The sequence below is a fragment of the Streptomyces marokkonensis genome (assembly GCF_039539045.1).
Taxonomy (GTDB): domain Bacteria; phylum Actinomycetota; class Actinomycetes; order Streptomycetales; family Streptomycetaceae; genus Streptomyces; species Streptomyces marokkonensis.
Genome location: NZ_BAABCQ010000112.1, coordinates 1 through 26195 on the forward strand (window position 1 = coordinate 1; position 26195 = coordinate 26195).

Consider the following 26195-nt stretch of genomic DNA (forward strand, 5'->3'; position numbering starts at 1 on the left):
GTGGAGTGTGTCGCCATCCTCGAACCGGCCGCGAAGGGCTCCTGACCTGCGGTTTCGCCCGGGCGTCGGAGGTCTTGGCCTGTTTTGGGGTATCCAACAGGTGGAGGCTCGTGTAGCCGTCTCACCTGGGGTTTTGTAATGGGGGGACGGGCGGGCCGGCCGGTTTTCAAGATTCTTGACGCTCGTATGACGCTCATGATCTGTCGGCCGGACCGGGCCGTTGCCGGGTTGCGGTGAGGCCCTCAAGGGCTTGGAGCCCCGAGGCCGAGCTGGAGCGGCCCACCCGGGTCTCCCTCACCGACACCGAGAGGAAGAAGCCGCGTCTGGTGGACCTGGGCACCAGCTACTCCTTCCGCTCACTGGCCCGCGGTCCGCAAGGCCAGGCCCTGGGTCTCGGCACAGACGGCGCCATCCACGTCATCGACCAGAACACCGGCAGGTCGAGAAGGAGATCCCCCGCCGCGGGCGAGTGGCAGCAGGCCCGGCCCACCCTGTTCGTCCGCGGGCACGTCGCGTACGTCTCCGAGCCCGGAAAGAAGGCGCTGCACGCCATCGCCGTGGAGACGGGGGAGAAGATCACTTCCTTCACCCTGCCGAAGAGCACCAGCGAACTGTCGGGCGTCGTCGCCGGACACCGGCTCCGCAACGTGCCCTCGCCACATCGGCCTTGACGCTGCGGTGGCGAGGGCACACCGCTGTCCCGCCGCGGGACCGGACCCCCGGTTTTCGGCCCCGACGGGAGGAGCGGCGTACGGACGCACGTGGGGCGGGGTACCGGGTGTCGCTCGTGTGGGGCGGTGGCTGTCGGGGACGCCTGGAGCGCGTCGGCCCACGCGACCCGTCACCGACCCACGGGATCACCGTCGGCACCGTCGTTCCGGACGCGCAGTGTCAGGTGTCCGCCGTGATGCAGTGGTGTGCTCAGCCGCGGACGGGCCGCCTCGTAGCCGGTCTCCGCGTCGATGATGTGCACCTCGCCGTGGCCGCCCCGGGTGACGGCGATCCAGTCGGAGCCCGGTGAGGCGGCCACCGCTCGGCGTTGGACGCCCTCCCAGGGGGTGCCCCCGCGACGTGGAGCACCGCTCATACCGGGCAGGGGGAAGCGGCGGGCGGCGCCGTCGGCGCCGAGCAGGATCAGCTCGTCGCCGTCGGGATGGACACGGGTGAAGGCGGTGTGGCGCCGGGCGAGGGCCAGCCGGAAGACGAGCCCGGGACCGAGGTTCGTGAGCAGCGTGCGGCCGGTTCCCAGCTCGTGGTGCCATGCCTGGTTGGTCCACTCCGGCCAGCGCAGCGGGTCCGGGTCGCCGCCGCGCAGCGTGGTCCACAGTGCCTGACGCCGGGTGTCGAGCCGGAGGTACCAGCCCCGGGCGGGCGACCCCCACGGAATGACCGCCTCGGCAGCGAGGACGTCGCCCTTTCTGCGGGCCCGGTGCACTCCCCGGCTCGTGGCCGCGAACACCTGCGCCGAGCCGGGTGCCTGTGCGTCCCCGTGTCCGTCGTCCGGCAGCGGCAGGAGCGCGTGCGGGGTCACCAGGGGGCAGCCGGGCGGAGCCGCGAGGAGGTCCGCGAACCGGTGGACGGCCAGCGCGCCGGGTTCCCGGTGCCGCAGTACGACCAGGGAGTCGGTCTCGCCCAGCACGGTCACGCCCGGTTCGCCGATGCGTGTCCGCACCTGTGCGGTCTCTCCGGTGGCCAGGTCGAGGACCGTGAGCAGGTCCGACCACGGTTCGCTGTTCCTGCCGAGGCCGGTGGTGACGGCGAGTCGGCGGCCGGACGGGTCGCAGGCGAGGTGCTCGGCCGGCACGGCGACCGGAACCGTGCGTTCCACGAGTTCCTCGGCGTAGGGGTCGAGCACCAGCAGTTCCCCGCGGCGGTCGTCGACGCAGGCTACCCGCCCGCCCGGCAGCGCCAGGAACCCGGCGTGCTCCGAGAGGTGACGGCCGGTGAGGCGTCCTGCTACCGCACCGTCCGGCACGGTCAGCAGGTGTACGTCTCCGGCCACATGGTCGGAGACGAGCAGGACGGGTGTGGCAGCAGGCATGAGTCCTCCAGAAACTGATCTGGTGAAAACGATAATCATGTATCTTCAGTGCGTTCCCGGTACCTGAGAAGAAGCGAGGGCATCGATGCTGCGCTCACCGTCGAGATTCGTTCGCAGTTGGCTCACCGCGGCGGCGGTGGGTTCGCTCCTGGTCGGCTGCGGCTCGTCCTCCGAAGAACCCGCGAGCGACAAGGCCAGGCCCAAGGGGAAGACGGAGGTGACCGTCGAACCCATCAAGGCGTCGACGGGGTTGACCGACACCAACGGCGTCAAGATCTCCTTGAAGAAGGAGCCCGAGCGGATCGTCTGTCTGTTCGCCCTGTGCGACGACATCCTGACGGAACTGGGCATCGTGCCGACGGCCACCAACAGCGCGTTGCTCGCGCACCCGGACTTCCTGGGGGAGGAGAAGGCCAAGGAGGTGGACGTCATACCCGGCGGGTTCGTCGCCCCGGAGGTGGAGGCGATCCTCTCCCACAAGCCCGATCTCGTGATCGGTCTCGGGGACACTCACGGCAAGCTCGCCCCAGCGCTCAAGGGGGTCACCACGTTCTGGGCCATGCAGCCCGAGACGTGGCAGGACAGCGTGGCCTACCTGCGCGACACCGCCGCGCTCACCGGCCGCACCGCCCAGGGGGAGAAGGCGGAGAGGACCTTCCGGGCGAAGCTCGCCGAGGCCGAGCAGACCCCGAGCGACAAGACCGCGTTGATCATCTACGGCAGTGACGAGAACTTCGGCGTCGCGACGCCCGAAGGTGACGTGGCCGCCAGTCTGTTCCCCAAGATCGCCGACTACCCGTGGAAGTCCCGTGGTGTGGAGGGAAGTTACAGTCTCGAGGAGATCCTCGCCAACGACGTCGACGTGCTGTTCGTCGAGACGCTGAGCTTCGGCGACGCGGACGGCGAACTGTCCGAGAAGCTCGCCGGGAACCCGCTCTGGGGCAAGATCCCGGCAGTGAAGAACGGTGACGTCCACGAGGTGGACTCGGAGGCGTGGGCCAAGGGGCGCGGCACCCGTTCGCTGGGGATCGTGCTCGACGAGGCCACGGCCGCGCTGCGGTGAGGACGTTCCCCCCGGAGCCCGCCGCGGTGGACGGAGAGCGGCCGTCGCGCGGTGCGCGGAGGTGGCAGCCGCTTCTGGTGATCGTGTTGCTGGCCGTCTCCTCGGTCTGCGCGCTCAGCCTCGGCACCCCCCACGTCCCCCCGCACCGGCTGGTCACCACCGTGCTGGAGGGGGACACCACCCTCGCCGGGATCGTCGTGAGCGAACTCCGCGCGCCCCGGCTGCTGCTCGCGTTGGTCGCCGGAGCCTGTCTGGGGGCGGCCGGACTGGTGCTCCAGGAGGCGCTGCGCAATCCGCTGGCGGTGCCGGAGATGCTGGGTGTGTCGTCAGGGGCCGCGCTGGGGGTGGCCGCGCCGCTGGTGCTGGCCTTCTCACTGCCCGCCGCCGTCCAGCCCTTGCTGGCCATCGGCGGGGCCGCCCTCGGTGGAGGGCTCACGTTGCTTGTCGCCGGGATCGGCCGCGGTCCGTCCGCCGTGTTGCTGACCGGCGCGGCGGTGGCGGCCGCGTTGCAGGCCGCGCTGCTCGTGCTGATGGTCATGGCCGACCAGTTGGACCTCCAGCTGATCTACCGCTACCTGCTCGGTTCCCTCTCCGCCCGGACGTGGGACGACGTGACGGGCCTGTGGCCGTGGCTGCTCGTCGCGGTGCCCGCACTCGTGCTCTGCGCGCCGGTGCTGTCCGTGCTGCGGCTGGGCGACGAGGACGCGGAGGCGCTCGGTGTGCGGGCTCAGCGCGCCCGGCTGGCAGCGCTGGCCATCGCCGTGGTGCTGATCGCTCCGGTGACGGCCGTGTGCGGGCCCGTCGCCTGGGTGGGGTTCCTCGCCCCACACCTGAGCCGCTGGTTCGATCCCGCGGCGGGAGCGGTGCGCTGGCTTCCCTGGTCCGCGGCCTGGGGCGCTGTCGTCGTGGTGGTCGCCGATGTCCCGGCCCGGTTGGCGTTGGCACCCGTGGAGACGCCTGCCGGCGCGTGGACGGCCCTGCTGGGGGTGCCGGCCGGCGTCGCGCTGATGCGGTCGGGTGGCCGCCGCGGGGCGGCGGCCCGGCGCGGACCGGCCGCTTCGGCCGGGGTGCGCGAGCCGCTGTCCGGGCCGCGGAAGAGGACTTCGGGTGTGGCGGACGGAGTACCTCCCGCCGGGGCATCGCGCCACGCTGACCGGGGTGGACCCGGGCCCGGCGGCCCGACCTCGCCGCCTCTCGGGACGACCGGAACGGAGGACGTACGGTGACCCGGCGTTTCACGGCCCTCGCGGCACTGGCCGTCGTGTGCGCCGCGGTGGAGGTGTTGGCCGGGCGCGGCATGTCCCCGGGGGCGGTCTGGGACGTCCTCAACGGCGGCGGTGACGCGACGGAGCGCCACATCCTGTTCCAACTGCGTCTGCCGAGGCTGCTGGTCGCCCTCGGCGCGGGCGCCTGTCTGGCCGTGGCAGGGTTGGTCCTGCAGTCCGCACTGCGCAATCCCCTGGCCGGGCCCGAGGTGACGGGCGTGACCCCGGGGGCGGTCCTCGGCGCCGTCACCGCGACCGCCCTGGGGCTCGCCGGGTGGGAGTCGCCCCTGGCCGTGGTCCTCGCCGCGTGCGCGGGCGGATGCGCCGGAGCGGCGCTGCTGTGGCTGCTCGCCGGCCGCGGGCGCGGTGATCCCGCGCAGACCGCCGTGCACGGGGTGCTGGTGTCGGCGGTGCTCGGCGGGCTCACCGCCATGGTGCTGCTCGTCGAGCCGGGCGAGCTCGGCAGCGTCGTGCAGTGGCTGGTGGGCACCACGGAGGGCCGGGTGTGGGAGCACTGGCACCTGCTGTGGCCGTGGGCGCTCGTCTGGGGGGCTGCCGCCTGGCTGCTGGCGGGGCCGTTGACCCTGCTGCGCTGCGGGGACGACATCGCCCTCGCAGCCGGTCTCTCCGCTCGCCGGGCCCGGAGCCTGGCCCTGCTGTGCGCGGTGGCCCTGACCGCCGGCGCCGTGGCCGCCGTCGGCGCGCTGGGCTTCATCGGGTTGCTCGTCCCGCATCTGGCCGTGGCCGTCTTCGGTGCGGACCTGCGCCGGAGCCTTCCCGGCGCCGCCCTGACGGGCGCGGTCGTGGTGTGCGGGGCGGACGCGGCGGCGCAGTTGTCCTCGCGGCTGCTGGCGACGGCGCTGGACTCCGGCCGGCTCACGCTGCCGGTCGGGGCGCTCACCGCCTGCTTCGGTGCCGCGCTGCTGCTGCTCGTCGTGCGCCGCACGCCGAGCCGTACGTTCTGACGTCGAATCGAGGACAGAGCATGATCGAGTCCGTGGGGATCCATGTCGAGGGGGTCCACTTCGGATACCCCGGACGGCCCGTGCTGCGGGGCGTCGACCTGACCGTCCGGCCGGGCGAACTGACTGCCCTGATCGGCCTGAACGGTTGCGGCAAGTCGACCCTGCTGCGGCTGGCCGCCGGGCTGCTGCAACCCGACGAAGGGCGCGTGCTGCTCGGCGGGGACGACCTCGCGCGGCTCTCCAGACGCGCGACGGCACGGAGGGTGGCCTTGCTGCACCAGTCGGCTCCGGCCGTGCCGGGTATGACGGTAAGTCACCTCGTGCGTCAGGGGCGGTACGCGGCACGTGGCCCGCTGGGCATGCTGCGCGAGGGCGATGACCCCGTCGTGCGCCGGGCGCTGCGTGACGTCGGGGTGGAGGAATGGGCCGAACGTGACGTCGACGCGCTGTCCGGCGGCGAGCGGCAACGCGTCCGGCTCGCGATGGCGCTCGCTCAGGACACCCGGGTCCTGCTGCTCGACGAGCCGACCACGTACCTGGATCTGCACCACCAGCTCGACGTACTGCAGACCGTGGTGCGTCTGCGCGAGGACCGCGGGCTCACGGTGGTGATGGTGCTGCACGACCTGGCCCACGCGGCCCGGTTCGCCGAGCGGATCGTCGCCCTGCGGGAGGGCCGTGTGGTGGCCGACGGAGCGCCGAAGCAGGTCGTCACGCCGGGGTTGCTGGCGGAGGTGCTGCAGGTGGCCGGCCGGGTCGGTGAGGATCCGGAAGGGGGATGGTCAGTGTGTTACCCAGATCACCCCATCGCGGCACTAGAATATGAAAATCAGATTCATTAGATTGTGGTCACGGCGCTCATCCGAACGCCGTATCTCCCCGCTGATGAAGGAGAGTTCATGGACAACGAGCAGGTCTTCGCGCCGATCGCCGACCCGGGTCAGCTGGCTCACGACTCGGCCTCTCACTCCAACGCGCTCGTAGAGAACCCCTTCGACGACACCGAGGAGTAGGCGAGGGCCCAGCCACCCTCGACCGTGGGCCCGCCCGATGCCTTCCGGGCGGGCCCACACCCGTCCCAGGTCCCGCCGACAGGAGGAACGCCGTGTCCCGTAGCCGACTCGTCCCCGGTGTCGAGGTCGTCACCGTGCCCGGGCGGGGGCTTGCCGTCCGCACCCCCGCGGGGGAGTTCCTCGGCGTCAGGACAGGAGACGTCGACGAGGACGCCTTGCTCACCCTGCTCACCGGGGGGACCACGGCACCGCTGGACGAAGAGCTGGACCGCGTGGCCCGCGCGTTCGAAGAAGCCGGTTATCTGGCGGAAGGGCAGTCGGCCCCGAAGTGGCCCGCCGCTCGCCGGGACATTCGGATCCTCGGCGACCCGGTGCTGACCGAACCGCTCGCCGTACAACTGGCCGTCCTGGGCGCGCGGCCCCGTACGACTCCGGCCCTGACCGCCTCCGGCAGCTCGCCCGTGGGCATCGAGGACCTGCTCGACGAAGACTCCTCCGCGGTCGTGTGGTGCCTGGACGGACCCGTGCCGGACGGCTTGTGGGACGCCGCCGACCGGCTGCCCGAGCACGGTGTCGCGTGGCTGCGCTGCCACCGCGAGGGCTGGCAGGCGTACGTCGAGCCGGTGGCCGCCGCTCCCGGGGACGTCACCTCGGCGCACGTCCGGTCCCGCCGGCTCGCCGCCACGCCCGCTCACCGCGAACTGGCCGCGTACTGGAGCGGACCGCGTACCTCCGGCGCGCCGGTCCGGCTCGCCGCGCCGGCCGCCATGCTGCTCGCGGCGCTGCTCGCGGACGATCTCGCCCGGTGGGCCACCGGAGCCTCTGACCCGGCGGGACTCCCGGCGCGGCGCCGACTGCGACGGGTGGACCTGCGCACGCTGACCGTCACCGAGCACCCCGTGCTGCCGGTGCCCGACGTCGCGCCGACGCCGAGGAAGGACGGATGACGGCGCTCAGCACGGCTGTGGGGGAACTCGCCACCGACGTCCTGTTCCCGGCCGGTGACGGCCCCTTCCCGGCCGTCCTGGTGCGCACCCCCTACGACCGGACCCGGCACGAGGCCGAGGCGCGTGGCTGGGCCCGCCGCGGGTTCGCCGCCGTCGTCCAGGACGTGCGGGGGCGGTTCGCGTCGCCGGGGGAGTGGCACCCGTACACGCACGAGACCGCCGACGGAACAGCGGCCGTCCGCTGGATCCGGCGGCAGCCGTGGAGCGACGGACGGCTGGTGGCCGCCGGCGCCTCCTACGCCGCCCACTGCGCCCTCGTCCTCGCCCTCGACGCGCCCGGGGACGCCCGGCCGGACGCCGTCATCGCGGCCGTGCCCGCCCTCGGCCCGGCGGAGACAGCCCGCGAGGCGTCCGGCGTGGAACGGCTGCTCTCCCGCGCCGGATGGTGGGCCGCCCACGGCGACCGGCGCGACTCCGACGAAAGCGCGCTGAACAAGGCCCTCGCCGAGGACCCCGACCTGCTCGCCCACCTTCCGTTGTCCGCCCTGCCCGAGCGGCTGGGACGCGCCCTGCCCTCGTGGGCGGGGTTGTGGCGCCGGCCCGACCGCGGGCACCTCGTGGCGCGGGCGGTGCACGCCGGGCCGCCCCTGCTCGCGGTGGGCGGCCACCACGACCACTTCACCGAGGAGACCGTCGCTCTGTGGCGCGCCTGGCGCGGCTCCTCGGCGCGTCTGCTGCTCGGCCCCTGGGGGCACCCTCTGACCGCTGCCCCGGGGCCGGACGCGGGACTCGCCCACCGGCTGAACCTCGGCGAGCTGTACGTGCGCTGGGCCCGCCGCGCCCTGGCCGGCGACCTCGCCCCCGGCCACCACGGCGCACTGGCGCTCGGCGGCGCCGGCCTATGGCTGCCCGCCGACGGCGAGGGAGTACCGCGCGCCCACCGCACGCGCCTGCTGCACGGTTCCTCCTTCACCGCCGATCCCGCCCGGCCCGTTCGCTCCGACGACCTGGCCGTCCCCGCCGATGCCCCGCCCGACCGCTGCCTGCTGGTCACACCGCCGTCACCGCGTCCGCTCGACCTCGTCGGCCCCGTAAGCGTGCGGCTGCGGGCCACCGCCCACACACCGTCCGCCGACTGGGCCGCCAGGCTCGTCGCGCTCCCACCGGACGGGACCGCCGAGCGGCTCGCCGTCGGTATCGTCCGGCGTGCCGAACCGGTCGGCCGGGAAGCCGCGTTCACCGTCGGACTCGGCCGGCTCGCACGCCGGCTCCGGGCCGGTACCCGGCTGCGCCTGGAGATCGCCGGGCACCACTTCCCGGCCCACGCCCGCAACCCCCACACCGGGGACGACCCGATGACGGCCGAACAGCTGCTCGCCTCCCGGCGGGAGGTCGATCCGGACAGCGTGGTGCTGAACCTGCCCGTGCTCCCGTCCCGTCCCGCCCCCACCGACCCCGCCGAGGAGATCCTGCGATGACGGCTCTGCCGCTGGAAGCGCTCGTCGACCCCGTCTGCGGAATCGTCCGAAAGGTCAAGCCCGTCGAGCACCCCGCGGGAGCCCCGCCCCGCTACACCGCGCTCACGGCCGAGATGTCCGACGCTCGCAGACTCGGGCTGTGGCCCGCCGACCGGGTCTCCCTCGGCACCACCTTCGGCGACCCCGAGCAGGCCCGCGTCGCCGCGATAGCCGAGGGGGTGGAGCGATACTGCGGCAACCGCGTGCCGCCGCCAGGCCACCCGGACGCACCCCTGCGCGCCACCGCCGCCGAACTGACGGACAAGGGCCTGCGCCTGTACGGCCCGGACGACCTGCCCGCCTACGCACCCTGGCAGTACGCCCGTGCGAAGTTCCCCTACCGCCCGCTCACCGCCGACACCCCGGCGCTGTGGACACGGGGAACCGAACGACTGCCCGACGGGACGGCTGCCGAGGTCTGGGCACCCGTCTCGCTCACCCACCTCAACTGGCGCCAGGGCGGCCTGCGCGAACTGCCCCGCACCCACCACCTCAACTACGCCGGGATCGCCACCGGGCAGGGCTTCGACGACGCTGTCGAGCGCGGCCTGCTGGAGATCGTCGAACGCGACGCCCTGGAACTGTGGTGGCATCTGGACGGCCCGGCCCGGGGCATCGACCCGGCGAGCGTGCCCGGCCTCGCGGACGACCTCGCCGGTTCCGCGCTCGACGTCCACATCGTCGAGATGCACTCGGAGTTCGCCCCCTGCATGGCCGCGCTCGTGCACGACCCGCGCCTCGGCCTGTACGCCGCCGGGTTCGCCTGCAAGTACGACCCGGCCGAAGCCGCCCGCAAGGCCGTCCTCGAAGCCGTCCACACCTGGGTTTTCACCCAGGGGCTGACCGGCTCCGACGGCTGGGTCTTCCAGGCGGTCGAGGCCGGGCTGCTCGCCCGCGGGCTCTACCTGGACCACCGGGCCGACGGCCGCTACCTCGACGTGTGCGGCGAGCAGTTCGAGCACGTGCGGGACCTGGGAGCACACGTGCAGGTGTGGCTGGACGAACGGATGGCGGCCGAGGCCCGGCGGTTCACCGCCCCCGGGCTCGGGACGGTATCCGTCGACGCGGTCGAGCCCGGAAGCCGGGAGCGGCTGAAGAGCACGCTGCGCGGGGGAGGCCACCGTGTGATGACCTTCGATCTCACCACCGAGGACGTGGCGGAGACCGCGCTGCGCGTCGCCAGAGTCCTCGTCTCCGGACTCCTGCCCAACGCGCCGGCCGCCTTCGGCTACTTCGGCTGCCCGCGCCTTGCCGAGGCCGCCGTCGCGCGCGGATGGCGCGCGACCGCGCCCAGCGCGCCGCGGGACTTCACGCTGGCACCTCCGCCGCACATGTGAGGGCCGCTGTGGAAGACCACCACGGCAACCCGCCGACGGGCCTCGTCGCAGCCCTCGCCCGGGCCCGCTCCCCGAAGCGCCCCGGCTCCGACACGCCCGCCGGAACAGCCGTCCGGCCCTGGCCGGGGCCGCCGTGCCCGATCCCGGAGGCCGGCCCCGCGGACCTCGACCTGCGGGCCCTGTTGCGCCTGTCCCTGGCGGCCTCGGACACCTCCGGACGCCTCAGGCCCACCCCCTCCGCCGGTGCGCTGCACCCGGTGGACACCGAACTGGTCGTCGGCACCGGTTGCTCCCTGCCGCCCGGCCGCTACGGCTACGACCCGCTGCGCCACCGTGTCCACCACGTCGGCCCGCCCGTCGACGGCACCCCGGCGGGCGTGACCGCCGCACTCTCCGTCACCGCACAGCGCACGGTGTCCCACTACGGCCACCGGGCCTGGCCCCTTCTGCTGCTGGACACCGGGCACGCCGCCGCGGCGCTGTTCCTGGCGGCCCGCGCTCTGAACACGGGCGAACCCCGCGTACAGCTGGACGGACACGCCGAGAACCCCCTGGCCGTCGTACGCATCCCACCGCCCGACGTGCGGAGCCCGAGGCGCCCCGCGGAGACTGAGGCCCCGCCGACCCCGGCCGAACTGCTGGCGCGCCGCAGTACCCCACCGCCGCTGCCGGGCCTCCCACCGCACGATGCGTTGCGGGCAGTCCTGGCCACCGCCGAACGGGCCGGGCACGGTGGCCTGTTGCGCTGGTGCGCCGCGGTCGGCCCGCCTCGGCCCGGCTTCGTGGAACTGGCCCACGGGGGCACGGCCCTGCGGCGCCACACGTCCGGCGAGACCCGCCCGACCCTCGCGGCCTGGGCGGCGGGCCAGACGTGGCTCGCGGACGCGGGCACCGTCCTGCTCGCCCACGGCTGCCCCACGGACGCCGACGCCGCGCACATCCGCCGCGCCCACCTACGGGCCGGCTTCGCCGTCCACCTGGCCCATCTCACCGCTCAGCGCCACGGGCTGGCGGCCCGGCCCGTCGGTTCCTGGCAGCAGGCGGACCTCGGCGCCGCCCTCGGCGCCGCGCCGGGCCGTGACTGGGTCGTGCACGCCCTGGCCCTCGGCACCCGCCACGCCGACGAGGAGAACTCCACATGATCGTCCACCCCGAGCTGCGCCGCGCCGCACGGCGCGCACGGCGCCCCCTGCTCGCGGCCACCCTCTTGCAGGGTGCCGTCACCCTCACGCACCTGGCGCAGGCGGCGCTGCTGGCCCTCGCGCTCGCCGGCGCGGCCCGCGGTGACACCGGCCGGCTCCCGTGGCTGCTGGCCGCGGTGCTCGCCGTCGTCGCCGCCCGCGCCGGGCTCGCCCTGTGGCAGCGGCGCACCGCCACCCGCGCCGGGGCCCGGGTCAGGGTGGCACTGCGCGACGAACTCCTCGCCCACCTGGGCCGGCTGGGGCCCGCGTACCTGACCACAGCGCGGGCGGGAGCCGTCCGCACCACCCTGGTCGAGGGGGTGGAGGGCGTCGACGCCTACGTCTCCCGCTACCTGCCCCAGCTCCTGGTCACCTTCGCGGTGCCACCCCTGGTTCTCGCCGCCCTCGCCGTGGTCGAACCCCGGGCCCTCCTCGGACTCGTCCCCGCCCTGCTCCTGGCCCTGCTGGGCCCACGCGCCTGGGACCGGCTCCTCGCCGCCCGCGGAAAGGAGCACTGGGACACCTACGAAGGACTGGGCGCCGACTACCTGGAGGCCCTCCAGGGCATGCCCGCCCTGCGCGCCGCGGGCGCCGTCGGCCGCACCCGCGCACGCCTGGAGGAGCGGTCCGCGGCCCTGCACCGCGCGACCGTCGCCAAACTGCGTGTGTCCCTGGTCGACACCGGCCTCACCGACCTCGCCATCCAGGGCGGCACCGCCGCCGCCGCGCTCCTGGCGTGTTGGTCGGCCGTCACCGGATCCACCACCGCGGCAGGCACCTACCTGGTGCTGCTGCTGGCCTCCGAGTGCTTCCGCCCGGTCCGCGACCTTGCCCGGGAATGGCACGCCGGCTACCTGGGAGTGTCGGCCGCAGACGGGCTGGCGGCCCTGCGTACGGCCGAGCCGGCGGTCCCCGACATCGCGACGGCGCCCGCGCACTGGCACGCTCCCCCCGAACTCCGGTTCCACGATGTCCGGTTCACCTACGACGGTGCTCCCACACCCGCCCTGGACGGTGTCTCCTTCACCGCGCGGGCGGGACGGACCACCGCGATCGTCGGGCCGTCCGGCGCGGGCAAGTCGACCCTGCTGGCCCTGCTCCTGCGTCACCACGACCCGCAGGGAGGGCGGATCACCCTCGACGAGCGCCCCACGACCGACTGCGCGCTCGACTCGCTGCGGCGGGGCATCGCCGTGGTCTCGCAGGAGACATACCTGTTCCATGCCACCATCGCCGACAACCTGCGTCTCGCGCGGCCCGGCGCCACCGACGACGAGCTCACCCTGGCGGCGCGCACCGCGGGGATCCACGACGAGATCGCCGCTCTGCCGGACGGCTACGCCACCGTCCTCGGCGAACGGGGCGCCACGCTCTCCGGCGGCCAGCGGCAGCGGCTCGCCCTCGCCCGGGCCCTGCTGTCCGACGCCCCGGTCCTCGTTCTCGACGAGGCCACCAGCGCGGTCGACGAGCGACGCGAGGCGGACATCGTCCGGGAGCTGCTGAAGGCGGTCGGCGGGCGGACCGTCCTGGTGGTCGCCCACCGGCTCGCGGCCGTCCGGCACGCCGACCAGATCGTCGTCCTCGACGCGGGGCGGGTGGACGCCGTCGGCGACCACACCGGCCTGGTCGAGGCCGGCGGCGTCTACACCCGGCTCGTCGAAGCCGGCCGCGCCCACCGAGGGGAACTCGCCGCATGAGCACCGTTACGGGCCCCGCCGCCACCGGGGCGGACGTCCCCGCGCGGGGCGCACTGCGCGCCCTGCTGCCCGCCCTCGCCGGGCACCGCGCCATGACGGCCCGCACCTGCGTCGCCGCCGTCCTCGAACAGGGCTCCCTCGTCGCGCTGCTGACCCTGGCCGCGCACACCGTGGGCACCGCCGTCATCGACGGGCACGCTCCCTCGGCCGGCACCGTCATCGCGCTCGCCGCGCTCGTCGTGACGCGCGCCCTGATGACCTGGCGGGAGATGGACCTCTCCCACGACCTCGCCTACCGGGTCCTGGCCGCACTGCGGGTCCGCGTTTTCGACGGACTGGCCCGCAGCGCGCCCGCCCGGGTCGCGGGCCGCCGCAGCGGCGACCTCGCCGCCACCGCCATGGCCGACGTGGAGGCACTTGAGTTCTTCTACGCCCACACCACCGCCCAACTGCTCGCCGCGGGAACGGTCTTCACCGGCGGCTCGGTGCTTCTGGCATTGGTGGAGCCGTGGCTGCTGGTGGCCGTCCTGCCGGTCGCGGCCCTGCTCGCCGCGGCGCCCTTCGCCGACGCACGCGCGCGCACCGTGCGCGGCGGCCGCACCCGCACGGCCGTGGCCGCGCTGTCGGCCGACACGGTGGAGACGGTGGACGGGCTGCGCGAACTGCTCGCCTTCGGTGCTCTGGCCGAACGCCGCCGCACGCTGGCGGAGCGGGGGCGGCAGGTGGGCGACGCCCAGCGCGCCGAGGCCACCTGGGAGGCAGTCGCCGCCGCCGTCCGCGACCTCCTCATCGTGGTGGCGGTCCTCGGCGTGGTCGGCGCGGCGGCTCAGTCCGTGACCTCCGGACGGCTGCACGGTGCCTGGGCTCCGGCCGCGATGGCACTGTCCCTGTCCGTGCTCGGCCCCGTGGCGGAGTCGGCCCGTGCTCTGAGCCAGGCCGTGGCACTGCGCGCCGCCGCCTCCCGCGTCGACGCGGCCGTCAAGGCCCCCGCCCTCGCACCGCCGCCCACCGCACCACGCTCCCTGCCTTCCGGACCACTGGGCGTCCGGCTGCACCGAGTGAGGTTCGACTACGGCGGCGGGGCCGTGCTGGACGGCGTCGACCTCACGGTCCACCACGGCCGGACACTCGCCCTCGTCGGCGCCTCCGGTGCAGGCAAGTCCACCTGCGCCCATCTGCTGGCCCGCTTCTGGGACCCGTCCGCCGGCGAGGTCCAGTTGCTGCCCGCCAACGGCGATCCCGTGGACGTGCGAAAGGTGAGCGACGCGGAACTGCGGCGTGCGGTGGTGCTGGTGGGACAGGACAGTCCCCTCTTCCACGGCACCCTCGCCGAGAACCTGCGGCTCGCCGCGCCCGAGGCCGACGACCGGGCGCTGGCGGAGGCGGCACGGCTGTGCGGCGTCGACCGGATCGCCCCGCTGGACACCCTCGTCGGCGAGCGGGGCGCTACGCTCTCCGGCGGTCAGCGGGCCCGCATCGCCCTGGCCCGCGCGCTGCTGGCCGGACCGCGGGTTCTCGTGCTCGACGAGTCCACCGCCCACCTGGACAACACCGGCGACGCCGAACTCGCCACCGCCCTGCGGGAGGAGAGCCGCACGACGATCTACATCGCCCACCGCCCGGCCACCATCCGCCGCGCCGACCGCATCGCCGTCCTGGAGGAGGGCCGCATCACGGAAGAGGGAACCTGGGAGGAACTCACAAGCCGTCCCGGCGGCGCCCTCAACCGCGTCCTCAGCAGTACCGCCCTTTCCTGAGCACGTCACTTCACCCCGGGCACCGGACCAGTGACGCTCAGGGGCGGGCGTACCTGGAAACGACTGCTTCCCGCACTCGCTCGTCGACGCGCTGGGGCCGCCGCTCAACGTGCTGATCCCCGGGGCCGTGGCCGAGAACGCCGCCCGCCTCCGTGCCGTCCACCGCCGCCACCATCTCACCGGGCGGGTGTACTTCGCGCACAAGGCGAACAGGTCCACCGCTCTGCTGCGGCGACTGGCGGCGGAGGACGGTTCTTGCGGGTGACGTACGCGCAGCCGGTTCCCGCGGTGGAGCGAGGTCTGCTCTTCGGAAGTTCGTGTCGCGCGTCCGCGTGCGTGAGCAGGCCCAGGCCGGCTTCCTGCCCGGGTCGCCAAGTCTTCCTGGCAGTCGAGCCGCTCGCGCGACGGGCCCCGGTTCCGGCCGTGACTCGGTGGAGGCACGGCCGGAACCGGCCGTAGGGCGTGCCTGCGGATGTCAGCAGGCGCAGGAGGTTGAGGCGGTAGCCCTCGGCCTGGGGGAGCCGCTGGGCGGCGATGGCGGACACCATCTGCTGGCGGAGGAGGGGCGGCAACTGGGCCACCAGCTCTTCGGGCAGGCTGGTGAGGGTGTGTGACGCCAGTACGCGTGCACCCGGCCGCCAGTCGGCCAGTTGGGCCGGATCAGGGCAGTGCCAGTGCATACGGGCCTCGACCACGCTGAGGGCGTCGTGCTGTTCCTGAGTGTCGAAGAAACCGGGGCCGGCGGTGTCCAGGGCCAGCAGGGCGCCCGGGAAGCGGTCGGCGAGGAGGCCGATGACCCCGCGCACGTCGGGTTCGTGCAGGTAGGGCAGTACGGCCTCCGCGACGAACAGGTACGGCCCGATGGCGTGCGAGGCCACCTCCGCTGCCCACGCCTCGTCCGTCACCGAGGCTGCGGTCATCGTCCGCCGGGGGCTGTCTGTGAAGAAGTTCCGGCGCAGGCCGATCACGTCGGGCAGGTCGAGGTCGAACCAACGGGCGCGGCTGTTGTCGACGCGTTCGTGGCGTGTGTTGAGCTTGGTGCCGACCTCGACCACGGTGGCGTCGGGATGGGCGGACAGGAAGTCCGTCACCCACCGGTCGAAGAGGAGGGTGCGCAGCAGTGCGCCGGTGAGGCTGGGGAGTTCGTCGAAGCGTCCGAAGTCGTAGTCGATCGAGGCGACGATCTCTTCGGCCCGCGCGTCCCTCAGAAGTGCGTGTTCCTTGCGGTTCTCCACGGCGCGGGAGGGGACGCGGGTCATGCCGGGGCCAGCCTTCCGGACGGAGCAGGCGACCGGTTATGCGACAGCACACGGTCCTGACGGTATGAGTTACTTCGTGGCGCCGAGAATTCTTGACGCTCGAATGGCGCCCGCTCGGGTTGCGCCGCCACACCGCCTGCGCGTAGTGGCCGAAGAGCAGCGGCGGAGCCCGACCGCAGGGTAGCCAGGCGTCACCGGGCTCGACTGCCGGTATGCCTGCGTACCCTGAGTCCGGAACCAAAAAGCCTGGATTCACCCGTCGGGTGTGCGATGGCGTCGGGCCGGACGTCACGGCGGCGGGTTCCCCGCCGGGTGACTCGCCCAGGAACACCTGGCCCGTCCCGTCCCGTCCCGCCCTGCCCGATCCGGCCGAGCAGTTCGTATCCGCCCAGCTCGGAAGGGTCGTCGGGGCTGAGGGGCGCGATGTGCACGAAGGGCCTCACAATCGGGGGAACCGGTGTCCACGGCCACGCTGGACCACCACCCGTGCCCGCGGGAGGCCGGTCACCGCCCATTCCCCGGCAGACCGGGGCGCACACCCCTCTTCCGTGACACGGCCCGTCATGTCGGTGCCGCCCTCTACGGTGGAGATCGCCGATGCCGCCGGGGTAGTGGGGAGGGACGACAGGCATGCGCAGGGTGCCACCGGACATGTTCCGGTTCACGACGGGGGAGAAGGCCGACCTGTACGGGGCGGTGCTGGACGCCTTCGGCGTGGCCGGCGAGCACCTCGAAACGACGCTGGGGGCCGACGCGGTGCGCGAGCGACTGCGCACGGTGGGGTGGGTGGCGGACGTCGACGACGGGGAACTGCACGACGCGCTCGCCCGGCTCGTGAAGTGGGAGCTCCTCGACGTCGTGCACAACCACGCGGAGAACTACCGCACGGCCGAGGAGTACGAGCGGCGCAACCTCCAGTACTCGCTGACCCGCCGGGGTGAGGCGGCTCTCGCCGGAGTGCGGCACGCGCTCGAGGTGCTGGCTTCCACGGGGGCGCTGCAGACCGCCGTACTGGAGGCCATCGCCGACCGGCTGGACGAGCTCTGCCTGCTGTCCGGCGAACCCGCCTCCGCCGACCGGCGGATCTTCAGCACGCTGCGTGAGCTGGAGGCACATCTGGAAGCCCTGGTGGAGAACACCAAGGCGTTCAACGGGGAACTGCAGCGCCTCCTGCGCGCCGAGGGCGCGGACCTGGAGGTCTTCCGCGAGGTCAAGGCCGCCACCGTCGCGTATCTGCAGGAGTTCCTGGTCAACCTCGACCGGCGCGGGCAGGCGGTCGCCGCCGCCGTGGCCCGGGTGGAGGAGCGGGGGACCGCCGTGCTGCGCGAGCGCGCCCTGCGTGGGGCCGAACTGCCCCCGGTCGCCGGTGAGGACCCCGCGGCCGGCTGGCTGGAGAGCAGGCGGGCGCGCTGGGCGGGCCTGCGGGCCTGGTTTCTGCCGGACGACGGGGCACGCCCCCGGATCGAGCAGCTGCACGACATCGCCCGGCGCGCCATCGTCTCGCTGCTGCAGGTCCTGGAGCGGATCAACGAGTCACGGCGCCGCTCCTCCAGCGCCGTACAGGACTTCCGGGAGCTGGCGCGCTGGTTCGCCGCCGCTCCGGCGGAGGAGGACCTGCACCGGCTGTGGTCGGCCGCCTTCGGACTCGGCCCGGCGCGCCACGCCCACCTCGCCCACCCGGACCCGGAGTTGACCCCGTCGTCCCGTTCCTGGTCCAAGGCCCCGCCCGTGGAGGTGTCGGCGCTGCTGCGGACCAGCGGACGGACGGAGCGCTTCACGCGCACGGCCAGGGTGCGGGACGTAGCGGCGGTCAGGGCCGAGCGCGCGGAGCGGGCCCGCGCGGAGCGGACGGAACTCGCGCGTGCCTGGCAGGCGTTGGAGACGGACGGCCCAGTGCGCCTGTCCTCCTTCGGCACACTCGATCCCGCCGTTTTCGAGCGGCTGCTCGACCTGGTGGGCCGGGCCCTGGCCGCCCGGCCGGACACGACTGGCTCGCGGCGCGCCACGACGGGGGACGGCCGGGTGGAGATCGCGCTGTCCCCACCTCCCGACGAGCGCACCGCCGTACTGCGCACGACGAAGGGCACACTCGTCGGACCGGACTACCTCGTACTCATCACAGCGGCCGGCGCGGCGAGCCCCCTCCCACGGCCGGGCGCCGCGCGGCGGGAGGCAGCCGGATGAGCACCCTTGCCAACCAACTCGCCGCCGCGGAGCGGGAGCAGGTCGCCCGCGCCATCCGTCTCCTGCTGGCCCGGCCCTTGCTGACCGAGGCCGCCGACCCGGCCGGCTTTGAACTGGTACGCCGCCGTCGCGAGCCGCTGGCCCAGTGGTTCGACTACACCTGCGGCTGGAGCCTGGTGGTGGAACCGCGCCGCGGCTACGCCCGCCTCACCAAGGTCCGCGCCGACCCGGACGGCACCCGGCCGGCCCGCAGGACGCGTTCCGGCCGGGCCCCGTTCGACCGTCGGCGTTACGTGCTGCTGTGCGTGACCGCCGCCGAGCTGCTGTCCATGCCGATGACGACCATCGGCATGCTCGCCGACCGTGTCGTGCAGGCCACGTCGGCCGACCGGGCGCTGACCGCGTTCGACCCGGTGCACAAGCCGGAGCGAATGGCGTTCGTCGACGTTCTGAAACTGCTGGAGTCCTACGACGTGCTGCGCGCCGTCGACGGGACCACCGAGGCGTACGTCGCGTCCGCCGACGCGAAGGTCCTCTACCGGGTGGACACCACGCTGCTGATGCGGCTGCCCGCCGCGCCCGTCGGCGCCTCCCGGCTCGCCGTGCCCCCGGACGAGGTGCCCGCGCGGTTCGGGGAACTCCTCACCGGCCTGGTGCGCGAGCGCCGTTACGGCGGCGCGGTCGCCGACGGCGCCGCGGACGAGGAGCACGGCGAGCGGGCCGCCACGGACGCGCAACGCAACCTGAGGCTGCGCCACTCGGTGCTGCGCCGCCTCTTCGACGACCCCGTGCTGTACCGGACGGACCTGACCGACGACGAGCTGGCGTACGTCACCTCCCTGTCCGGACGCCAGATCCTGCGCCGCTCGGTCGAGCAGGCCGGTTTCCTGCTGGAGGAACGAGCCGAGGGCTACCTGCTCGTGGACCCGGACGGGCTGGCCACCGACGTCCGCTTCCCCGACGACACGTCCACCGCCCGGGTCGCCGCCCTGCTCCTCCTGGAGCCGCTGTGCGCCGCGCCCGCAGGACTGCTGCCCGAGCAGCTCGCCGAGGCCGGCGAGGACCTGCTGCGGCGCTTCCCGCGGTGGGCCAGGGCGTACCAGTCCGAGGACGGCGCGGCCCGGCTGTCCGACGACGCCGTACGCGTCCTGCGTGACGTCGGCCTGGCCCGCCGGACCGGGGGGCGCGTCATCGCGTGCCCGGCCGCATACCGCTACCGCCTGACACAGACGACGAGTCCGGACCGGGACGACAAGCCCGGACCGGATGGGGACGCCGCCCCCCGGGCGGCAGGCGGCACGGCTGCCGAGAGCGTCGCCGCAGAAGGAGACGAGCAGTGAGCGTGACCAAGCTTCCCTTCCCCCGGCGGCCCGAGCCCACCGGACCGGCCGTGGCATCCGCCGCCCGAGCGGCGGCTGCCACCGGCAGCCGCTGGCAGCCCCACCGCGCCGGCATCCTCAACGTCTGGCGCTACTACGACGAGACGTTCACCTTCCACCAGGGCCGCCTGCTGCTGCGCGGCCAGAACGGTTCGGGCAAGTCCAAGGCCCTGGAACTGCTGCTGCCGTTCCTCTTCGACGCCAGCCTCCGCCCCAACCGCCTGTCCACGTTCGGCGGTTCGGAACGCACCATGCACTGGAACCTGCTGGGCGAGGGCGCCTCCGGCAAGACCCGCGTCGGATACGTGTGGATGGAGTTCCGCCGCGTCGGCGACGACGGCACCGAGCGGTGGTTCGGCTGCGGGGCGCGCCTGCAGGCGAGCGTGCACACCAGCGCGGTATACGCCGACTACTTCACCACCGGCTCCAGAATCGCGCGTCCCGACGGTGTGCTCCTCGTCAACGACGCGGGACAGCCACTGACCCGGGCCGCCCTCGCCGAAGCCCTGCGCGACCGAGGCGACGTCCATGCCTCGGCCACCGACTACCGCACGGCCGTACGGCGTGAACTCTTCGCGGGGATGGGGGCGCAGCGTTACGAGTCGCTGCTGTCGGCCCTGCTCCAGCTGCGTCAGCCCAAACTGTCCGAGCGGCTCGACCCGTCCCTGCTCTCCATTCTGCTGTCCCGTGCCCTGCCCCCGCTGGGCGAGGGGGAGATCGCCGAACTCGCCGAGGGCTTCGAACGGCTCGACCGGCAACGCGAACACCTCACACGGCTCGATGACGAGGTGACGGCTGCCGAGACCATCGCGTCCCGGCAACGTGCCTACGCGCGACGGGTCCTGCGCGCGAGTTCCGCCGCGCTCATCTCAGCCACGACGGATATGGACAACCTCACCCGCGTCGCCCGCCGGAGCGCCGAGAAACTCGAACAGGCGTTGGCGGAACGCGAGTCGGCCCAGGCCCGGCGCGAGGAACAGGAGCTGCGCGCGCATGCCCTGGAGGAGACCGTCGAGGGCCTGCGCGAGAGTGACGCGTACCAGCAGGGCGAGGAACTCGACCGGCTCCGCCGCCGCACCGAAGACGTGACAGCCGCCGCCGAAAGGCAGCGAGCCGCCGCACACGCCGCTCAGGCCCGGTCGGAGGAGGATGGGCGGCACGCCGACGAGGCGGCGGACCAGGCCCGCACACGCGGCGAGCACGCACGCGAAGCCGCCGGGGAAGCACACAGGGCGGCTCGGGCAGCAGGGCTGGAGTCCATCCACCACGAGGTGAGGACGGGCCTCGACGCGGCGGATCCCGCGGCGGCCCTCCCCCACAGCACAGGGCGCGACCAGGGCGGCGTCCCCCGCAGGACGGGCGAGGACGGAGCGCGACAAGCACGTCGGCTGCTGCGCGGCGCGGACACCGCCCGACGGCAGCAGCTCACCCTCGTCGCCGAGGCGATCGACGAGCATGACCGCGCCGTACGCGACCGAGGCACCGCCGAGGAACTGCTGGACGAGGCCCGCACCCGTCTCGCGGAGGCGATCGCCCGGCGGGACGAGGTGGCCGCAGCCTGGGACGACGCCCTTGCCGCACAGGCGGAACGCCTGCTCGCCTGGGCCGAGGACTGCACGGAACTGCGCATCACCGACCTCGACGAACTCGCTGCCGCGGCAGCGGCGGATGCCGAGGTGACGGCCCTGACCGAAGCTGCCGCACGCCCGCTGGAACAGGAGATCGCCACGGAGGAGGCCACCACCCGAGCCGCACGCCAGGGTCTGCGGGACGAGCGGAGCCGACTGGAGGAGCAGCTACGACGGCTGAGCGGTGAAACCGACCTGCCGCCTGCGCCCCCGCCCACCCGCACCGCCGTCCGTACGGTGACGGCGGGAGCACCCCTGTGGCGCGTGGTCGCCTTCCGCGAAGGCGTCCCGCTCCCCGTCCAGTCCGCGGTGGAGGCCGCACTGGAGGCGTCGGGTCTCCTGGACGCCTGGGTCAGTCCCTACGACGGAGTCACGCTGCCGGGTCACGACACCCGCGCCGAGGCCGCCCTGGCCGCGACCGCCCCGGGGCCCAGCCTGCTGGAGGTGCTGAGGCCCGAGGAGGACATCCCCGTCCCGGCCGACACCGTGACCCGCATCCTCGCAGGCATCGCCTACGGCCCCACTCTGCCGGGCGGGCACCCCGCGGCCGTCTCCGCCGACGGCGCATGGCGTCTCGCGCTCGCCACCGGGACCTGGAGCAAGCCGGAACCCGCCCACATCGGCGCCCTGGCACGTCAGCGTGCCCGACAACGCGTGATCGGCGAACTGACCGACCGCATCGGCGAGACCAACGCCTCCCTGGCCGCACTCGACGATCGACTGCGCGGCCTCGCCGCCCGCCGCGCCCGGCTGGACGCCGACCGCTCGGCCCGCCCCGACCACCGGGAACTCGACGCCCGGCGGCGTGACCGGGACCGCGCGGAGGACACCGTGGCGGCTCGGGACGACGCCGTGCGTGACGTCGCCGGACGACTGGCGCGGTGCGAGAGGGAGGTGGCAGGCGCTCTGCGCACGCTCGACCGCCGAGCCGCCGAACACGGACTGCCCACCGACCGCGCCCGGTTGCGTACGCTCTCCGACGCCATCGACAGGTTCCGGGACACCGCCGACAGTTGGGTGGACGCCCGGCTCGCCGCGACCGCCGCCGCCGACCGGGCCCGCCAGCGGGCCGCTCAGGCGGACCGATCGCGCCGGACCGCCGAGGAACGCGCCGAAGACGCGGCCGCCGCCGAAGCGCAGGCAACGGGGCTGAATGCGCGCCTGGAGGCAGTGGAAGCCACCGTCGGCGCGGACTACCGGCAGATCGTCGAACGCGTCGCCGAGGCGCGCGCCGAGCTGCGCCGCTGCCGTGAGGAGGCCGGCCGGGCCGCCGAACTCCTGTTGCGCCTGGAAGGACAGGTCGGAGAACTGCGTGCCACCAGCGGCCAGGACGCCGAACGACGGGAACAGGCCGTCGCGACCCGGGACACGGCGGCGCACCGCTTCCGGCACCTGTGCCTGGCCGGTCTGGCCGCGGACGCCGGCATCACAGCGGCACTCGACGCCGGGGACGGTACCAAGGCCACCCTGGAGGCCGCTCGCGCCACAGCGGCGAAGTGGCCGGACATCCCGCACGCCCCGCGCAACCTGGGCGACGCCGCGACCCGCCTGTCCGAAGCGGTCCACGAGGCCCGCCAGCATCTCGGCACCCGCGCCGACCTGGACCTGGAACCGGACGACGACATCCAGCTCTTCACCGCCACCCTGGACGGCGTACGCGTGGGGGCGACGGGCCTGCTCAGCACGCTCACTCAGGAGCGGGACCGCAGCCGGGACGACATCACGGCCGCCGAACGGCGCCTGTTCGACCAGATCCTCACCGGCGACATCCGCCGCCACCTCGCGGCCCGCATCCGCCAGGCCGGCGAACTCGTCGACCGCATGAACGGGCACCTGGAGCGGGTCCGCACCGCCTCCAACGTCGCCGTCCAACTCGTCTGGGACGTCCGCCCGGACCTTCCGGACAGCACCCGCACCGCCCGTCAGCTGCTGCTCAAGGACCCCGGCCGGGTCACCGAGAGCGATCGGGAGGCCCTGCACGTCTTCTTCCGCGCCCGCATCGAGGAGGCCAAAGGCAGTGAGACGGCCGCGAGCTGGGAGGAACAGCTCGGTGAGGTGCTCGACTACACCGCCTGGCACCGTTTCACCGTCCGCCTCGACCGGGCGAACGGGACCGGCTGGCAGCCGCTGACCAAGAAGCTGCACGGCGCGCTCTCCGGAGGAGAGAAGGCCATCGCACTGCACCTGCCCCTCTTCGCCGCCGTCGCCGCCCACTACGAGGCCGTGCCCCTGGCACCCCGGCCGATCCTGCTGGACGAGGTCTTCGTCGGAGTCGACACGGTCAACCGCGGACAGGTCTTCGCGCTGCTCACCGCCCTCGACCTGGACCTCATGGTCACCTCCGACCACGAATGGTGCACCTACGGCGAACTGCCCGGCATAGCCGTCCACCAACTTCTCACCGACGGGGACGACGACGCGGTCACCAGCGCCCGCTTCGTCTGGAACGGCAGCGACCTGGAAGCGGGATGACCAGCACCGACGCGACGATCCACACGGAACCGACCTCGGGCGATGCCACCCTGCGCCGCCCGGAACTGCGCCCCCTCTGGGACTCGCTCCACAGCCGTCTCTCCTCCGGCCGCCCCGTCACACGGGTACGCCTCGGACCGCTCGACGACCCCCAGCGCGAGGCGCTCGCAGACCTCCTCGGCCTCGACCGCCTGCCGGACGCACGCCCCTCCGTCCCCCTGACCCGCCTGGAGGAGGCCGTCACCGAACTGTCCGGCCGCACCGTACGAGAAGTCGTCACCGAGCTCGTCGGCCCGCTCGGCGACAGAGCCGGCGAACGACGCCGTCGGCAGGACGAGCGAGCCCAGCTGTGGACCTGGCTGGCCGAGCACGAGACGGTGAGGGCCCAGCCGGTGCTCTCCGACTGGGCAGCCTCCTGCCGGGCAGCCGGGGTGGTCGCCGGCTCGGCGGAACACACTCGTACGCTGCTCACGGACGCGCTCAAGGTGCTCGCCGAACTGCCCGGCCGAGCAGAACCCCTGCCCGTCTTCGCCGCCCGGGTCCTCAGCGGCGAGGCGCACGCACTCGACGACGGTACACCCCTGTCCGCACTCGTCCTGCGTGCCTTGGCGACCCTGTACGACACCGTCCCTCCGCAGTCCGCCGCGCAGCGGCGCGCCCTGTGGACCCGCGCGGGAGTCGCCGACGACGAGCTGTCCGCCACCGTCCTCGTCGGCGGTCTGCGCCCGGCCGGCGACGGCCTGCTCGCCCGGGTGGCCACGGCGTGCGCGGAGGCCGGCCAGGCCGCCTGTCTGACCCTCGCCCACGTCCGGTACCCGGGCGAGTTCATCCTTCCCGAGGCCCCTGTACCCGTCGTCCACGTCGTGGAGAACCCCAGCGTCCTGGCACTGGCCCTACGCCGCTTCGGGTCCTGCTGCCCGCCGCTCGTCTGTACGTCCGGCTGGCCCAACAGCGCCGCGATCCAGTTCCTGCGCATGCTCGCGGACCACGGCGCGGCTCTTCGCTACCACGGCGACTTCGACGGCGAAGGCATCCGCATCGCCGCCTACGTCCTGAACAAGACACCGGCGCGTCCCTGGCGCATGACGGCAGCGGACTATCGTGCCGCGGTCGCCCGCAATCCACGCGGTCCTCAGCCGGGGCGCATCACCGAAGCGCCCTGGGACCTCGAGCTGGCCGAGGCCATGGCGGAGCACGGCATCGCCGTGGTCGAGGAACTGGTGGCGGAAGCGTTGTTGAAAGACCTCGTCGGCATGGCTGAGCAGAGGTGTCCCTCTGGCCGGACGTGACGTTCTACGACGCTCTGAGCGGCCGAGCGGCCGCGTACGTGCGCTGACCTGAGATTATTCTCCCCTCTTTCTACGACCTCATTTCGATGACGTCGACGTGGAGTGCGTGGCCATTTTGGAACCCGCTACGAAGAGGTCCTGACCTGCGGTTCTTCTAGGGGATCAGGTGAGGCCGGGTGTGCTCGACCTGTTTCGTCCGCGCCGGTCGGACTGATCTCGTCCTTTGCTTCCTGTTCGTTCCGCGGCTGCCGACCGCTGTCCCTGGCAGCGTGGACGCATCGACGGCCTGCTGCGTGAGGTCGCCGACGACGAGTCGGCGGACGTCCTCGTTACCGACGTCTTTCTCGCCAGTTCTGCGGAACGGAACCGGCTTCGCGACAGGCACGGTGACTGGCTTTCCAGCCACCCGGCCGGCCTCTGAGATTCTTCTTGATTGCCGCCTTCTGCACCTTTCTCCCAGTTCAGGCGGCGAGTCGGCGAAAGCAGATGATCAGTGCGGCTATGCCGACGAAGGTGAGGAAGCGCTCAGCCTTGCGTTCGTAGCGACGGTGAAGCCGCCGGCAGCCGGCGAGCCAGGACTCTGTTCGCTCGACCACCCAGCGGTGGCGGCCGAGCCGCTGTGAGGTCTCCACGCCCTTGCGGGCGATGCGGTGGCGGATGCCGCGCTGGCGGAGCCATCTGCGCAGGTGGTCGTAGTCGTAGCCCTTGTCGAAGTGTGGTTTCGCCGGGCGTCGCCTTCGAGGCCCGCGCCGGGAACGGATGGGGGGATGCCAGGACGACACGGCGGAGCCGGCCCGGAGGCGGTCCCGGCTCCACTGGGCGAAGCGTCGGTGAACCGTCTGCCGGCACGGACCGAACACAGACGGGAGCTGCCGCCGTGCGCATCCCGAGGTGGCCACGAAGTGATCGCTGCCAGTCGCCCCGCGATCACCGGCTCGGCGCCGGCCTCCGCCCTGCGGACGCCTCAGTCGGGTCGGCGGCGCCACTCGCCGAAACAGCACCCACAACTCGTCCGGCAGCAGCCGTTCGACCAGATCCGTCATGCACGGTTCAGCGAACGATCACGCCATAAGAAACGACGACTAAGGCCGATGACGGAGGTGGTAAATCGGGGCAGGGTTCGGAAGACTTTAGTGCACCCGGGGGTGCCGATGAGGGCATCTGCTCCAGTTCTCGGCGAGGATTGCGCCAGTGACCGACC

17 protein-coding genes and 4 pseudogenes are annotated in these 26195 nt (G+C 73.5%); 17 read left to right on the forward strand and 4 right to left on the reverse strand.

What is annotated here, in order from left to right; genetic code table 11:
• Positions 1-257: 257 nt before the first annotated feature.
• Positions 258-671: pseudogene (locus ABEA26_RS24270) on the forward strand (hypothetical protein); the annotation flags it as partial.
• A 170-nt stretch (positions 672-841) separates the two neighbouring features.
• Here ABEA26_RS24270 and ABEA26_RS24275 read toward each other — a convergent pair.
• The gene (locus ABEA26_RS24275) at positions 842-2041 is read right to left on the reverse strand and encodes a YncE family protein (protein ID WP_345595455.1); all 1200 of its coding nucleotides are present in this window, start codon (positions 2039-2041) and stop codon (positions 842-844) included.
• Positions 2042-2126: 85 nt separating this feature from the next.
• Here ABEA26_RS24275 and ABEA26_RS24280 point away from each other — a divergent pair, with 85 nt between their 5' ends.
• The 12 genes and pseudogenes from ABEA26_RS24280 to ABEA26_RS24335 form a co-directional block, all read left to right on the forward strand.
• Positions 2127-3104: an ABC transporter substrate-binding protein gene (locus ABEA26_RS24280; RefSeq protein ID WP_345595456.1), complete on the forward strand. Its 978-nt coding sequence runs from the start codon at positions 2127-2129 to the stop codon at positions 3102-3104.
• Between the two features lie 83 nt (positions 3105-3187).
• The gene (locus ABEA26_RS24285) at positions 3188-4330 is read left to right on the forward strand and encodes an iron ABC transporter permease (RefSeq protein WP_425587891.1); all 1143 of its coding nucleotides are present in this window, start codon (positions 3188-3190) and stop codon (positions 4328-4330) included.
• Positions 4327-5334 carry a FecCD family ABC transporter permease gene (locus ABEA26_RS24290; RefSeq protein WP_345595458.1) on the forward strand — a complete coding sequence of 336 codons (1008 nt, stop codon included), beginning with the start codon at positions 4327-4329 and terminating at the stop codon, positions 5332-5334. Before ABEA26_RS24285 ends, ABEA26_RS24290 begins: the two co-directional genes overlap by 4 nt.
• Positions 5335-5354: 20 nt before the next feature.
• A complete protein-coding gene (locus tag ABEA26_RS24295; RefSeq protein WP_345595459.1) occupies positions 5355-6176 on the forward strand; it encodes an ABC transporter ATP-binding protein in 822 nt (273 codons plus the stop codon).
• A 57-nt stretch (positions 6177-6233) separates the two neighbouring features.
• Positions 6234-6347 (forward strand): streptamidine family RiPP, encoded by a 114-nt coding sequence (gene amiA / locus ABEA26_RS24300; RefSeq protein ID WP_240661371.1) that lies wholly within the window; start codon positions 6234-6236, stop codon positions 6345-6347.
• Positions 6348-6439: 92 nt separating this feature from the next.
• The gene (locus ABEA26_RS24305) at positions 6440-7294 is read left to right on the forward strand and encodes a hypothetical protein (RefSeq protein ID WP_345595460.1); all 855 of its coding nucleotides are present in this window, start codon (positions 6440-6442) and stop codon (positions 7292-7294) included.
• Entirely contained in the window at positions 7291-8772 is a 1482-nt protein-coding gene (locus ABEA26_RS24310; protein WP_345595461.1) for a CocE/NonD family hydrolase, read from the forward strand. The genes ABEA26_RS24305 and ABEA26_RS24310 overlap by 4 nt, the downstream gene beginning before the upstream one ends.
• Positions 8769-10148: a YcaO-like family protein gene (locus ABEA26_RS24315; protein ID WP_345595462.1), complete on the forward strand. Its 1380-nt coding sequence runs from the start codon at positions 8769-8771 to the stop codon at positions 10146-10148. The genes ABEA26_RS24310 and ABEA26_RS24315 overlap by 4 nt, the downstream gene beginning before the upstream one ends.
• A gap of 8 nt (positions 10149-10156) precedes the next feature.
• Positions 10157-11290, forward strand: a complete 1134-nt coding sequence (locus tag ABEA26_RS24320; protein WP_345595463.1) for a nitroreductase family protein — start codon at positions 10157-10159, stop codon at positions 11288-11290.
• Positions 11287-13026, forward strand: a complete 1740-nt coding sequence (locus ABEA26_RS24325; RefSeq protein ID WP_345595464.1) for an ABC transporter ATP-binding protein/permease — start codon at positions 11287-11289, stop codon at positions 13024-13026. Before ABEA26_RS24320 ends, ABEA26_RS24325 begins: the two co-directional genes overlap by 4 nt.
• Positions 13023-14783 carry an ABC transporter ATP-binding protein gene (locus ABEA26_RS24330; RefSeq protein ID WP_345595465.1) on the forward strand — a complete coding sequence of 587 codons (1761 nt, stop codon included), beginning with the start codon at positions 13023-13025 and terminating at the stop codon, positions 14781-14783. The genes ABEA26_RS24325 and ABEA26_RS24330 overlap by 4 nt, the downstream gene beginning before the upstream one ends.
• 91 nt (positions 14784-14874) lie before the next feature.
• Positions 14875-15033 (forward strand): annotated as a pseudogene (locus ABEA26_RS24335) (Y4yA family PLP-dependent enzyme); the annotation flags it as partial.
• Here the strand turns inward: ABEA26_RS24335 and ABEA26_RS24340 are convergent.
• A complete protein-coding gene (locus ABEA26_RS24340) occupies positions 14960-16042 on the reverse strand; it encodes a class I SAM-dependent methyltransferase (protein WP_345595466.1) in 1083 nt (360 codons plus the stop codon). The pseudogene ABEA26_RS24335 and the gene ABEA26_RS24340 overlap by 74 nt on opposite strands.
• A 630-nt stretch (positions 16043-16672) precedes the next feature.
• Here ABEA26_RS24340 and ABEA26_RS24345 point away from each other — a divergent pair.
• From ABEA26_RS24345 to ABEA26_RS24360, 4 genes are read left to right on the forward strand one after another with little or no spacing between them, the layout of a single operon-like run.
• Positions 16673-18226, forward strand: coding sequence for a TIGR02677 family protein (locus tag ABEA26_RS24345; RefSeq protein ID WP_345595467.1), 1554 nt, complete (start codon positions 16673-16675; stop codon positions 18224-18226).
• Positions 18223-19566 carry a TIGR02678 family protein gene (locus ABEA26_RS24350; protein WP_345595468.1) on the forward strand — a complete coding sequence of 448 codons (1344 nt, stop codon included), beginning with the start codon at positions 18223-18225 and terminating at the stop codon, positions 19564-19566. The genes ABEA26_RS24345 and ABEA26_RS24350 overlap by 4 nt, the downstream gene beginning before the upstream one ends.
• Positions 19563-23705 (forward strand): TIGR02680 family protein, encoded by a 4143-nt coding sequence (locus tag ABEA26_RS24355; RefSeq protein ID WP_345595469.1) that lies wholly within the window; start codon positions 19563-19565, stop codon positions 23703-23705. Before ABEA26_RS24350 ends, ABEA26_RS24355 begins: the two co-directional genes overlap by 4 nt.
• Positions 23702-24994: a TIGR02679 family protein gene (locus ABEA26_RS24360; protein ID WP_345595470.1), complete on the forward strand. Its 1293-nt coding sequence runs from the start codon at positions 23702-23704 to the stop codon at positions 24992-24994. Before ABEA26_RS24355 ends, ABEA26_RS24360 begins: the two co-directional genes overlap by 4 nt.
• 461 nt (positions 24995-25455) lie before the next feature.
• On the opposite strand, the pseudogene ABEA26_RS24365 reads toward ABEA26_RS24360, so the two are convergent.
• Both ABEA26_RS24365 and ABEA26_RS24370 read right to left on the reverse strand, forming a co-directional pair.
• A pseudogene (locus tag ABEA26_RS24365) lies at positions 25456-25761 on the reverse strand (transposase); the annotation flags it as partial.
• A gap of 45 nt (positions 25762-25806) precedes the next feature.
• Positions 25807-26037 (reverse strand): annotated as a pseudogene (locus ABEA26_RS24370) (transposase); the annotation flags it as partial.
• Positions 26038-26195: the final 158 nt, after the last annotated feature.

Coding starts and splice junctions, on each gene's coding strand:
- ABEA26_RS24310 (WP_345595461.1), top strand. CDS start 7,291: ATGACGGCGCTCAGCACGGCTGTGGGGGAACTCGCCACCGACGTCCTG.
- ABEA26_RS24275 (WP_345595455.1), bottom strand. CDS start 2,041: ATGCCTGCTGCCACACCCGTCCTGCTCGTCTCCGACCATGTGGCCGGA.
- ABEA26_RS24280 (WP_345595456.1), top strand. CDS start 2,127: ATGCTGCGCTCACCGTCGAGATTCGTTCGCAGTTGGCTCACCGCGGCG.
- ABEA26_RS24325 (WP_345595464.1), top strand. CDS start 11,287: ATGATCGTCCACCCCGAGCTGCGCCGCGCCGCACGGCGCGCACGGCGC.
- amiA (WP_240661371.1), top strand. CDS start 6,234: ATGGACAACGAGCAGGTCTTCGCGCCGATCGCCGACCCGGGTCAGCTG.
- ABEA26_RS24330 (WP_345595465.1), top strand. CDS start 13,023: ATGAGCACCGTTACGGGCCCCGCCGCCACCGGGGCGGACGTCCCCGCG.
- ABEA26_RS24295 (WP_345595459.1), top strand. CDS start 5,355: ATGATCGAGTCCGTGGGGATCCATGTCGAGGGGGTCCACTTCGGATAC.
- ABEA26_RS24345 (WP_345595467.1), top strand. CDS start 16,673: ATGCGCAGGGTGCCACCGGACATGTTCCGGTTCACGACGGGGGAGAAG.
- ABEA26_RS24350 (WP_345595468.1), top strand. CDS start 18,223: ATGAGCACCCTTGCCAACCAACTCGCCGCCGCGGAGCGGGAGCAGGTC.
- ABEA26_RS24315 (WP_345595462.1), top strand. CDS start 8,769: ATGACGGCTCTGCCGCTGGAAGCGCTCGTCGACCCCGTCTGCGGAATC.
- ABEA26_RS24340 (WP_345595466.1), bottom strand. CDS start 16,042: ATGACCCGCGTCCCCTCCCGCGCCGTGGAGAACCGCAAGGAACACGCA.
- ABEA26_RS24360 (WP_345595470.1), top strand. CDS start 23,702: ATGACCAGCACCGACGCGACGATCCACACGGAACCGACCTCGGGCGAT.